We start from the raw sequence: 11,380 nt of genomic DNA, 5'->3' as shown, positions 1-11,380 counted from the left end.
GCCGCCAACGCCTGGTCCCACGGCATCACCATCGACTGGCCCACCCTCCTCAACCCCTACCACGCCCACACCCTCGAACTACCCTCCTACCCCTTCCAACGCCAGCACTACTGGCTCACACCCGAACCCACCGCCGTCCCGCACAACGTGCCGCGACCGGCGGAACAACGCGCCGACCCGGTCAGCCTGTTGGGCATTCGGCTGCCGTCGTCGCCGCTCGCGCAGGCGCAGTTCGCCCCGCGGCTCGACCCGGTTGCACACCCCTGTCTCGGCGACTTCGTGGTCGGCGGGCGGCCGGTGGTCAGTGCCGGGGTGTTCGTGGAGTCGTTGATGGAGGCGGTCACCGAACTCGCCGGGCAGGGACCGGTGTCCGTCGAGGACCTGGAACTGCCCGTCGACCTGGTGCTCGAACCCATCGACGGCGACCCGTCGACGGCTGCGGTTGCCGAACGCGGCGCCCAACTCGTCCTGGATGAGGGCCGGTTCCGCTACTACGCCCAGGACTCGGCCGACGGCTGGCAGCTGCACGCGCAAGGCCGGGCCCGGTCGGGCGCGTCGGCCGCGCCCACGGTGACGCTGGCACCGGTCGGTTCGGGCCGCGAGCTGACCGGCGACGAGCTGTACCGCCTGTTGTGGCAGCGCGCTCTGTATCTGGGCTCCGCCGCCCGCTGGGTGGAGCGGATCAGGCTCGGCCGGGGCGAAGCCACCGCTGAGCTCCGGCCCGCAGTGCCCGGCGAGGCGGAGTCCTATGTGATGCACCCCGGGCTGGTCGACGCGATGTTCCAGACCGCGGTGGCCTGCTTCCCCACGGACGGCCCGGCCCTCGTGCCGGTCGGTCTCGACCGCTTCGTCCACTACCACCGTGGCGGCCCGCAGGACGGGCTGCGATGTCACGCCGAACTGTTCGACGGCGGCGCCCGGGCGCGCATCCGGCTCGTCACCGCGCACGGCCGACTGGTCGCCGAGGCCGACGGCGTACGCTTCGCCCCCGCCCTGACCCGGCCCGCTGCGGAACCCAGGGCCGTACGGGAACTCAGGGCCGTACAGGAACCCGCGCCCGTACACGTACCCGCGGTGGTGCCCGACCCGCGCCGGCGGGACGCGGTCCCGACAGTCCCCGCCGCGGCCCCGACGGGCTCCGTGCCCGCCCCCGCCCCGGCCGACGCGCCCGAGGCAACACCCACCGTGACACCCGAGGCGGTGCGGCCCGTCGTGACAAGGACCGTTGCCGAGGCGCTGGGCACCGCGGCGGCGCGGCTCGACACCCGGCAGTCGTTGCAGGCGCTCGGCCTGGACTCACTGATCGCGATGAAGATCCGGACGACGCTGAACCGGGAGTTCGACGTCCTGCTGCCGATGACGGCATTCCTCGACGGCCGCAGCGCCGAAGACCTCGCCGAGGCCGTACTCGCCGCCCTCGGCGCCGGAACCGAGGCGGAGACCCCGCAGGCCGACGGCGGAGCCGCCGCGGCACCCGGGGACGACGCGGAGCGCTACGAGCCGTTCGGCCTGACGGACCTCCAGCAGGCGTACCTCGTAGGCCGGGGCGACGCCTTCGAACTCGGCAACACCTCCACCTACTTCCAGATCGAGATCGACCTGGAGAACGTCGACCTGGACCGGCTCGGCGCGTCCTTCCGGGCGATGATCGGACGCCACGACATGCTGCGGGCGATCTTCACCACCGACGGCGACCAGCGCGTACTGCGCGACGTCCCGGCCTACGTGATCCAGGAGACCGACATTTCCGCCCTGGATCCGGCCGAGCGCGAAGCAGCACTGGCAGACGTCCACGAGGAGATGCGGCACCAGGTCTTCGACACCACCCGCTGGCCGCTGTTCGACGTGCGGGTGACCCGGATCGACGACCGGGTGATACGGCTGCACGCCGGATTCGACGCCCTGATCATCGACGGTTTCAGCACGTCGATCCTGTTCAAGGAATGGGCCGCGCACTACCGCGGTGAGACGCTGCCCGAGCTGCGGCTGCGCTACCGGGACTATGTCCAGCAGGTCCGCGCCCTGGAGGGCGGGCCCGAGTACGACCGGGCGCTCGCCTACTGGCGGGACCGGCTCGACACCCTGCCGCCCGCACCCCAACTGCCGCTGGCCGTCAGCCCGTCCAGCCTGGACCGGCCGGTGTTCAACCACCGTGGCGCGACCCTGTCGGAGGAGGACTGGGCCCGGTTCAAGAAGCACGCGGCGGCAGCCGGGGTCAGCGCCTCCGCGGCCCTGTGCACCGCGTACTCGCAGGTGATCGCGGAGTGGAGCGCCACTCCCGACTTCTCGCTGAACCTGCTGTTCTTCAACCGACTGCCGCTGCATCCGCAGGTCGGTGACGTCATCGGCAACTTCTCCACCACTCTGATGCTGGAGATCCGCGACGCGGCCGGCGACGCGTTCGCCGCCCGCGCCGCCGACGTCCAGCGCCAGCTGTGGAGCGACATGGAGCACAGCCAGGTCAGCGGTGTGCAGGTGCTCAGGGAACTGAACCGGGCCCGCGGCGCCTCGGTGCGGGCCGCCGCGCCGGTTGTCTTCACCAGCCTGGTGAACTTCACGGGCCAGCAGGACACCGAGCAGCGCGGAGTCGTGCAGTACCTGGCCGGGATCGGTGAGAACGGCCGCCAGGTGAGCAGCTCGGTCCGTACCCCGCAGGTGTGGCTGGACCACCAGGCGGTCGAGGAGGCCGGTGAACTCGTCCTGAACTGGGACGTGATCGAGGAACTCTTCCCGGCGGGCTGCGTCGACGCCATGTTCGCCGCCTATCTGCGGATGCTGCACGACCTGTCTCGCGACCCGGTGGCCTGGCAGCGGCCCAGGCCTGTCCTCGCACCGGCCTCCGATCTCGACGTACGGGCCGCGGCCAATGCCACCGACGGGCCCGTGCCCGAGGGACTGCTGCATGACGCGGTTCTCGCCCAGGCCGCAGCCACGCCCGACGCGCCTGCGGTCATCTCGCAGGCGCTGACCCTGACGTACGCGGACCTCGACCGCAGGTCCAACCAGGTGGGGCACCGGCTGCACGCTCAGGGAGCCGGCCCCGGCGACCTGGTGGCGATCGTCATGGACAAGGGCTGGGAGCAGGTCGTCGCGGCCCTCGGCATCCTGCGGGCCGGGGCGGCGTACGTCCCGATCGACGCCCGGGTGCCCGCCGAGCGGCTGCACGTGCTGCTGGACAGCGCCGGGATCAGCCGCGTCGTCACCCAGCCGTGGGTGGACGACACGGCCGACTGGCCGCAGAGCGTGGCCAGGACCGTGGTGCGGGCGAACCACGAGGGCGAGGCGGGCGAGGCGGGCGAGGAGCGCCCGCTCGGCACGTCCGGCGCCAAGCCGACCGATCTCGCCTATGTGATCTTCACCTCGGGCTCCACCGGGCTGCCCAAGGGCGTGATGATCGAGCACGGCGCGGCCCTGAACACGGTGGTCGACGTCAACGAGCGCTACCGCGTCACCGCGGCGGACCGGGCCCTCGGACTGTCCGCGATGAACTTCGACCTGTCGGTCTACGACGTCTTCGGACTGCTGTCGGTGGGCGGCGCCCTCGTCCTGCCCGAACCGGCCGCGCACCGCGAACCCGCCCGCTGGGCGGAACTCGTCACCGAACACGGGGTGACCATCTGGAACAGCGTGCCCGCGCTGATGGAGATGTTCACCGAACACGCCCTCGCGAACCGGCTCACCGGGCTGCCGCTCAGGCTGGTGATGATGAGCGGGGACTGGATCCCGCTGACACTGCCCGGCCGGATCCGGCTGCTGCTGCCGGATGCCGAGTTGTGGAGCCTCGGCGGCGCCACCGAGGCGTCGATCTGGTCGATCCTGCACCCCATCAGGGAGGTCCAGGACGACTGGGTGAGCATTCCCTACGGCAAGGCGATGCGTAACCAGCGCTTCCATGTGCTCGACAGCGCGATGCGGCCCTGCCCCGTGTGGGTACCGGGCGACCTCTACATCGCCGGGGTCGGTCTGGCCCGCGGCTACCTGAACGACGAGGCCAAGACCCGCGCAGCCTTCCTGCACCACCCGGTCACCGGTGAACGCCTCTACCGCACCGGCGACCTGGGACACTTCCTGCCGGACGGCACCATCGAATTCCTCGGCCGGCAGGACTCCCAGGTCAAGATCCAGGGCTACCGCATCGAACTGGGTGAGGTGGAAGCCGCTCTCACCCAGTGCGAGGGGGTACGGGCCGCCGCCGTCGTCGCGGCGGGCGAACAGCACGGGCCCAAGCGGCTGATCGCCTACGTCGTCCTCGACGACGGGCGCGACGACACCGAGCGGGAGATCACCGAGGCGCTGCGCCAGGTGGTCCCGCAGCATCTGGTGCCGCAGCGCGTCCTCGTCCTGGACGAACTGCCGCTCAGCGACAACGGGAAGGTCAACCGGGCGGCGCTTCCCGCACCCGACGAGGTCGCGGCCGAAGGTGCCGGCTTCGTCGCGCCCCGCGACGACGTGGAACGCCGGCTCGCGGAGATCTGGGCGGAGTTCTTCGGCGTGACCGAGATCGGGGTGACCGCGAGTTTCTTCGAACTCGGCGGGGACTCGCTGCTCGCGGTGCGGCTGATGGCCAGGATCGCCCGCGGTCTGGGCCGCAGCCTGCCGCTGTCCAGCCTCTTCGCCCGGCCGACCATCGAACTGCTCGCCCAGGCGGTCCGTGAGGCGGGCAGCGACGAGGACGGCCGCGGGGCGCTGGTACCGGTACGCACCACCGGCTCGCGGCCTCCGCTGGTGTTCGTCCACCCGGTCGGCGGTGATGTGCTCTGCTACGCGGAACTCGCCGAACTCCTCGGCGATGACCAGCCGTTCTACGCGCTTCAGCTGCCGGACACGGAACTGCTCAGCGTCGAGGACATGGCCGCCCACTACGCCGCGGCGGTCCGCGAGGCGCTGCCCGACGGACCGTACCGGCTCGGCGGCTGGTCGATGGGAGGGGTGATCGCCCTGGAGATGGCGGCCCAACTCACCGCGGCGGGCGCCGAGGTGGATCTGCTGGCCGTGATCGACCTGATGGAGCGGCCTGGACCGGCCGAGGGCGGGCCCGTCTCCGACGAGGTGCTGCTGTCCTGGTTCGCCCGGGACCTGGCGGGTCTGGCCGGGGTGGAATGGGAGCTGCCGCCCGAGGCGTTCGACGGCCGCCCGCCGGTGCGGGTGCTGCACACCGAGGCCCGTGCCGCGGGGGCGTTGTCCGACGACATCGACCTCGACACGCTGAGCCGTATCGTCGGCCGGTTCCAGAGCAACTACCGGGCCCTCCTGCGCTACGCGCCCAGCAGCTTCGCCGGGCGGGTGGTGTCGCTGCGGGCCGCGGACGGTGGCGCGACCATCGAGACCGCGTCCCGATGGATGGAGTACTTCCCCGGCGATGCCCGCCTCGTCGACGTACCCGGCGACCACTACACGGTGATGCGCGGCGAGCGGCTGCGCGTCCTGGCCGTTGAGCTGCGCCGGGCCCTCGACGCCACCTGACCGAACCGGCCGGGCCGCTTCTCCGGCGGCCCGGCCGATCCATCCCGGACCGGTCCTGCCGGTCCGGCGAGTCCAGGTCCAAGAAGTGAGGACATTCGGTATGCGAACAGATCCAGCCGACCCGAAGCGGCGGCTGACCAGCATCATCCCCTCCGTGGAACGGACCAGGGCCGTCGGCCACTGGCCGACGTCGGCCGGTGCCGGTGCCGGCTCCGGCACGGGCACCGGCACCGGCACCGGCACCGGCACCGGAGTGAGCCGATGAGCGCGTTGCCGGCCACGGTGCCGGTCGCCGTCATCGGAGCGGGCCAGTCCGGACTCGCCGCCGGGTACTACCTGCGGCAGGCCGGCGTACGGTGCGTGCTGCTCGACGCGGGCAGCGAGGTCGGCGAGACCTGGCAGCGCCGCTGGGACTCGCTGACACTGTTCACTTCCGCGCAGTTCTCCGGGCTGCCGGGCCTGCCCTTCCCCGGTCATGGTGCGCACTACCCCGGCAAGGACGAGGTCGTGGCGTATCTGAGTGAATACGCCAAGCGGTTCGACCTCCCGGTGCTGACCGACCACCGGGTGCTGTCGCTGCGCAGGGACGGTGACGGCTATCTGCTGACCACCGCGCACGGCGACTGCCGGGCCGAGCAGGTCGTGATCGCGACCGGCGCGTTCGGCACCCCCCGGGTTCCGGAGTTCGCCGCCGGGCTGAGTCCGGACGTGCCCACCCTCCACACCAGCGAGTACCACGGCCCCGCCCAGGTCTCGCCGGGCACTGTGGTGATCGTCGGCGACGGCAACTCCGGCCGGCAGATAGCCGTGGAGCTGGCCAGGACCCACAATGTGGTGCTCAGTTGCAGCGAGACCGTCTCACCGCCCTTGCCGCAGACCGTGCTCGGGCGGGACATGTTCTGGTGGATGAGCGTCCTCGGTGTGATGAGCCTGCCGGTGAACCTGCAGGCACCCGACCCGATCGTCGGCGACCGGGTGCCCGAGCTGGTCACGGCGGGCCGGATCCGGACGGTGGGCCGGATCACCGCGGCCGAGGACGTCGAACTGCTGGTCGCGGACGGTGAGCGCATCAAGCCGACCACGGTGATCTGGGCGACCGGCTACCGCACCGACTGGAGCTGGCTCGACCCGAAGATGCTCGACGACGCCGGGGAGCCCCGTCACACCGAGGGCATGGGGACACTGCCCGGCAGCTACTACCTGGGCCTGTACCGGATGCGTACCCGCGGCTCGGCGCTGATCGGCTTCGTCGGCCGGGACGCCGAACATGTCGCGGCAGCGATCACTACCGCCGCCCACGGCACCACGACCGCTTCTCCCACGGCAGAAGGCGAGCCGTCATGACCAGCGCCACCTCCGCCGAACTCGATGTGCTGGGCGCACTGTTGGCGTTCGACTTCATCGGGTTCGCACAGAAATCCGCTGCCCTCGACCCCACCGACCCGCAGTACGGGCAGGCGGTCGGCGCGGCTTTCGGGCTTGCGGCCCGTCGCCGTTTCCCCCAGGGCGCGACGCCGCAGGAGATCAGCGGTTACGTCGCGGATGTCCTCGGCTCACTGGACTTTTGCGCAGCGGACTTCGACCCATCGTTCCTCGATCGCCTGGTCGCCGACGGCCTGCACGGAGGCAGGGCCCCCGGCGGTGAGCACCCGGATCCCGAGACGACGATCCAGGCCCGGCTGGTGCTGACTCTCCGGCTGGTGCGGGAGCTGGGCCTCGGACCCGACCAGCAGCGGGAGTTGCTGGCCGAGGCGGCGCATCTGACGGCGGTCTGAGGCGTACGGAAGGCGGCGCACCGGACGGCGGTCCGAAGCATACGGAAGGCGGCGCTCCGGGGTGATCCGGGGCGCCGCAACGCCGTTCACTTCTGAGGCGGCCCGGACTCCGTGGGCACCTGTGCGTCGGGATCACGCGGGACCCAGACGTCCAGCGCCCCTTCCGCGTACAACGTCCGCACCGACCGTTTGTCGTACTTGCCGACACTGGTCTTGGGCACCGCGTCCACGAACGACCAGCGCTCCGGTACCCACCAGCGTGCCACCCGCCCGGTCAGGAAGTCCCGCAGCTCGTCCCCGCCGATCTCGGCGCCCGGCACCAACGAAACGCAGGCCAGCGGGCGTTCCTCCCAGCGCGGGTCGGGCACACCGACCACGAGCGCGTCCAGCACCGCGGGGTGCTCGATGATCGCGTTCTCCAGCTCGATTGTGGAGATCCACTCACCGCCGCTCTTGATGCCGTCCTTGAGCCGGTCACTGACCACCACCCAGCCACCCGGCTCGATCACTCCCAGGTCGCCGGTGCGCAGCCAGCCGTCGTGGAACTTCTCCGCCGCGTCCTCGGTGTTGTAGTACGACCCGGTGACCCACGGTCCGCGCAGCTCCAGTTCGCCCACCGAGGTTCCGTCCCACGGCTGCTCGCTGCCGTCGTCCGCGATCAGCCGCACCTCGACGTAGGGCATCACCCGGCCGCTCTTGGCCAGCCAGTCGACCTCATGCTCGTCCGGGGTGTCGTGCGGGGGGACCGCGAAGGTGGCCAGAGGGCTGGTCTCGGTCAGTCCCCAGCCCTGCTTCAGGCGGACCCCGTAGCGGTCCCTGAGCTGCTGGAGCAGGGCGCGCGGCGGGGCCGCGCCGCCGCAGCCCGCGAGCCGTACGCTGCTCAGGTCCAGCGGGTGCTGTTCGCCGTGGTGCACCAGGCTGTTCCAGATCGTGCAGATCGCCGCCACCGCGGTGGGCCGCTCCTCGTTGATGATCCGGGCCAGGTCCGGGGTGTGCAGCAGCCGCCCGTTCATGATCAGGTCGGAGCCGGCCAGCCAGGCAGCGTACGGCCAGCCCCAGGCGCTGGCGTGGAACATCGGCACGATCGGCAGGACGCGGTCGCCATCGTGCATCGCGAAACCGGCGGCGGCCGAGACGCCGAGCGTGTGCAGGGAGATCGAGCGGTGGCTGTAGGCCACGCCCTTGGGGTTGCCGGTGGTGCCGGTCGTGTAGCAGAGCACCGCCGCTTCCCGCTCGTCCAGGTCGGGCCAGACGAAGCCGGGCTGCTCGGCCGCCAGCAATTCGTCCCAGCGGTGCACGGCGATGTGCCCGGGCAGGTCCCCGGGCGGGTCCACCTCTGGCGTGCCGCCGATGACGACCACGTGGCGTACGCTGCCCAGCCGGTCCCGCAGGGGTGCGAGCATGTTCAGCAGGGTCGCGTCGACCAGGAGTACGGCGTCCTCGGCGTGCTCGACGACGTAGCCCAACTGGTCATGGTGGAGGCGCAGGTTGAGGGTGTGCAGTACCGCGCCCATGCTCGGTACGGCGAAATACGCCACCAGGTGCTCGGGGGTGTTCCAGGCCAGCGTGGCGACCCGCTCGCCAGGCCGCACACCCAGCCGGGTCAGCGCCGCGGCCAGTTGCCCGGTCTGGCCGGCGATGTCGGCGAAGGACTGTAAGGACCGTGCGGTCGGCCCGTCGGCGCATCGCACCACCTGGCTGTCCCCATAGACGCGTTGCCCGTGCGCGAGGATGTCGCGGACCAGCAGCTCACGGTCCTGCATCGTGCTCTTCATGGTGCGGCCCCCTAGAGGTGCGCAGTCAGAAGGTGCCCGGCGTCGAACGGCAGCTGCCGGAGCCGGCTCTGGTGGCGGGTGACGGCACCACGCCGTCACCCGCCACCGCCTGCCTGTGAGTCGGCTCAGCCCAGGTACTCGATCATCCCCGTCAATTTGCAAGTGACGTTGTCGTGGTCCAGCAGGTTGACCCGGGCGTTCATCTTGCCGCCGCCGATCGCGAATTCGTACTCACCGGTGCCACCAGTGATCTTGAACGTGCCGGTCGGGTGGACAAGGGTGGCATCTGTCAGTGGCGCGGTGAGTTGGTAGCTGATGTTGAGCTTGTCACCGTCGCTCTCCTCCATCACGGCCGTCCCCTTGATGTCGTACTTGCCGGGGATGGTCGCGGTGCACGCCACCTCGTCCTGCGTCCAGGTGCCGCTGTCGATCGGAGCGCCCGTGGCGGTCCCCGTCCCGGTCACCTCGAAGCCCTGACAGCCCTGAGTGTCCGGATGCGTGGTCGCGACCACCGCGTACTTCGCGGTGATACCGACCGTGGGAACGGGTGTGTCCGCGAGAACGACCGCGCGGTCGGCCTCAGCGGCGAATGTGGTGCCGGCCGTGCTGCCGGCGATCAGTAACGCCGCGGCCACCGCGCTTGCTGTGCGCGCCGACCAACGGTGGGCAAGTCCTGTCATGTTCTCCCCCGTACTTGTGCAGATGTTGTCCAACCGGGCCTGTGTGAAGGCCTGTTGAGGACAGCCTCTCTGATCTAGGACCCTTCCGTCGAGACTTTCAGGCTTTTTTCGTACTTTCAGTTTTAGTTCCTATGATTTGCCCTTTGCTCGCACGAATGCACCCCGTCGCACTGCGGCTACGCGGTTTCCGCCGGGAGCTCGTACGAGCCGTACTCCGGGCGCCCCGCCAGCTCGTACGTGTGGATGGCGACACCCTTGCTCGTCACGCGCGCCCCCGTATGCGTGAACGCGGTCGGTACGGCGCCCTCGGCGAAGAGGCGGCGGCCCGTGCCGAGTACGACGGGGAAGGACAGCAGATGCATCGTGTCGACCAGGTCGAGCGCCAGGAGGGACTGGGCGAGGGCGCCGCTGCCGTGAACCTGGAGCTCTCCGTCGGTGTTCTCCTTGACGGCGGTGACCTCCTTGGCGAGGTCGCCGCGGATCACCGTGGTGCCGGCCCAGTCGGCCCGCGTGAGGGTCGACGAGGCGACGTACTTGGGCAGGGAGTTGAGCTTGGTCGCGACCGGGTCGCCCGGGTCGGTGACCCTGGGCCAGTGCCCGGCGAAGATCTCGTACGTACGGCGTCCGAGCAGGAACGCGCCCGCACGCTCGAAGACCTCGTCGATGAACCGTCCGAAGTCGTCATCGCCGTACGGGACGCTCCAGCCGCCGTGCTCGAAGCCGTCGCGCGTGTCCTCGTTCGGGCCACCGGGGGCCTGCATGACGCCGTCCAGGGTGACGAAGCTGGTGAGGCTGAGCTTGCCCATGATGAGTGCCTTCCTTCGAAGTGGGGGTTCGGTCGGGTTCGAGGTGAGGGTTCGGTCGGAGGTGTCCTGTCATCAGCTCAGACCCCACCCGCGCCCGCAACTCATCGGTCAGTGGACTCGGCGTCCGTTTGCCGCCAGCACCGGGGCGTGACGGCCGGTGTGATGGAGCCATGACCTCTCAAGAACTCATGAACGGCAAGGTGGTCCTCGTGACCGGCGGCAGTCGCGGTATCGGGGCGGCGACGGCGCTCCGGCTCGCCCGGGAGGGCGCGGACGTGGCTGTCACGTATGTGCAGGGCAAGGAAGCCGCACAGGATGTCGTACGGGAGATCGAGTCGCTGGGGCGGCGGGGCCTCGCGCTGCGGGCGGACTCGGCGGACGGGGACGAGGCGGCGGGGGTGGCCGGGCGGACCGTCGAGGCGTTCGGGCGGCTCGACGTGCTCGTCAACAACGTCGGCGTCGGGGTCCTCGGCCCGCTGCCGAGCCTGTCCCTCACGGACGTGGACCGGGCCCTTGCGATCAACGTCCGCGGCGTCTTCCTCGCCACCCAGGCGGCGGCCGCGCACCTCGGCCGCGGCGGCCGCGTCATCACCATCGGCAGTTGCATGACGCAGCGCGTTCCCGGTCCCGGCGGCACCCTCTACGCGATGAGCAAGTCCGCCCTGATCGGCCTCACGAAGGCCCTCGCCCGCGAGCTGGCCGATCGCGGCATCACCGCGAACATCGTGCACCCCGGCCCCATCGACACCGACATGAATCCGGCGGCCGGTCCGTATGCGGCCGGGCAGAGCGCGATGACGGCGCTCGGTCGGTTCGGTTCCGCGGAGGAGGTGGCGTCGATGGTCGCGTACCTGGCGGGGGCCGAGGCGGGGTACGTCACG

The 11,380-nt window shown here is 70.8% G+C and carries 8 protein-coding genes; 5 read left to right on the top strand and 3 right to left on the bottom strand.

The genetic code is table 11. The features are described from left to right. The 4 genes from G5C60_RS46475 to G5C60_RS46460 all read left to right on the top strand — a co-directional run. The coding region (locus tag G5C60_RS46475; RefSeq protein ID WP_165269620.1) for a non-ribosomal peptide synthetase at positions 1 to 5,463 on the top strand (5,463 nt) is incomplete at its 5' end. 100 nt (positions 5,464 to 5,563) lie between these two features. Further along, positions 5,564 to 5,728 (top strand): hypothetical protein, encoded by a 165-nt coding sequence (locus G5C60_RS46470; RefSeq protein WP_165269618.1) that lies wholly within the window; start codon positions 5,564 to 5,566, stop codon positions 5,726 to 5,728. Continuing rightward, positions 5,725 to 6,807 (top strand): flavin-containing monooxygenase, encoded by a 1,083-nt coding sequence (locus G5C60_RS46465; RefSeq protein ID WP_165269616.1) that lies wholly within the window; start codon positions 5,725 to 5,727, stop codon positions 6,805 to 6,807. The genes G5C60_RS46470 and G5C60_RS46465 overlap by 4 nt, the downstream gene beginning before the upstream one ends. After that, complete coding sequence (locus tag G5C60_RS46460) at positions 6,804 to 7,238, top strand: hypothetical protein (RefSeq protein WP_165269614.1); 435 nt, start codon at positions 6,804 to 6,806, stop codon at positions 7,236 to 7,238. The genes G5C60_RS46465 and G5C60_RS46460 overlap by 4 nt, the downstream gene beginning before the upstream one ends. Positions 7,239 to 7,324: 86 nt before the next feature. On the opposite strand, the gene G5C60_RS46455 is transcribed toward G5C60_RS46460, so the two are convergent. The 3 genes from G5C60_RS46455 to G5C60_RS46445 all read right to left on the bottom strand — a co-directional run bounded on the left by G5C60_RS46455 (position 7,325) and on the right by G5C60_RS46445 (position 10,499). Then, entirely contained in the window at positions 7,325 to 9,013 is a 1,689-nt protein-coding gene (locus G5C60_RS46455) for a long-chain fatty acid--CoA ligase (protein WP_165269612.1), read from the bottom strand. A gap of 125 nt (positions 9,014 to 9,138) precedes the next feature. Beyond that, positions 9,139 to 9,693, bottom strand: a complete 555-nt coding sequence (locus tag G5C60_RS46450; protein ID WP_165269610.1) for a hypothetical protein — start codon at positions 9,691 to 9,693, stop codon at positions 9,139 to 9,141. A gap of 176 nt (positions 9,694 to 9,869) precedes the next feature. Further along, positions 9,870 to 10,499, bottom strand: a complete 630-nt coding sequence (locus G5C60_RS46445) for a dihydrofolate reductase family protein (protein WP_165269608.1) — start codon at positions 10,497 to 10,499, stop codon at positions 9,870 to 9,872. A gap of 170 nt (positions 10,500 to 10,669) precedes the next feature. Here G5C60_RS46445 and G5C60_RS46440 point away from each other — a divergent pair. Further along, a partial coding sequence (locus tag G5C60_RS46440) for an SDR family oxidoreductase (protein WP_165269606.1) occupies positions 10,670 to 11,380 on the top strand: 711 nt, incomplete at its 3' end.

This window comes from Streptomyces scabichelini (assembly GCF_011045015.1).
GTDB classification, from domain to species: domain Bacteria; phylum Actinomycetota; class Actinomycetes; order Streptomycetales; family Streptomycetaceae; genus Streptomyces; species Streptomyces scabichelini.
Note: the sequence above shows the minus strand (reverse complement) of the source record. Positions and strands in the feature narration are given on the sequence as shown.

Excerpts from the sequence above, each read along its gene's own strand:
- G5C60_RS46470 (WP_165269618.1), top strand. The coding sequence starts at position 5,564 with ATGCGAACAGATCCAGCCGACCCGAAGCGGCGGCTGACCAGCATCATC.
- G5C60_RS46465 (WP_165269616.1), top strand. The coding sequence starts at position 5,725 with ATGAGCGCGTTGCCGGCCACGGTGCCGGTCGCCGTCATCGGAGCGGGC.
- G5C60_RS46460 (WP_165269614.1), top strand. The coding sequence starts at position 6,804 with ATGACCAGCGCCACCTCCGCCGAACTCGATGTGCTGGGCGCACTGTTG.
- G5C60_RS46455 (WP_165269612.1), bottom strand. The coding sequence starts at position 9,013 with ATGAAGAGCACGATGCAGGACCGTGAGCTGCTGGTCCGCGACATCCTC.
- G5C60_RS46450 (WP_165269610.1), bottom strand. The coding sequence starts at position 9,693 with ATGACAGGACTTGCCCACCGTTGGTCGGCGCGCACAGCAAGCGCGGTG.
- G5C60_RS46445 (WP_165269608.1), bottom strand. The coding sequence starts at position 10,499 with ATGGGCAAGCTCAGCCTCACCAGCTTCGTCACCCTGGACGGCGTCATG.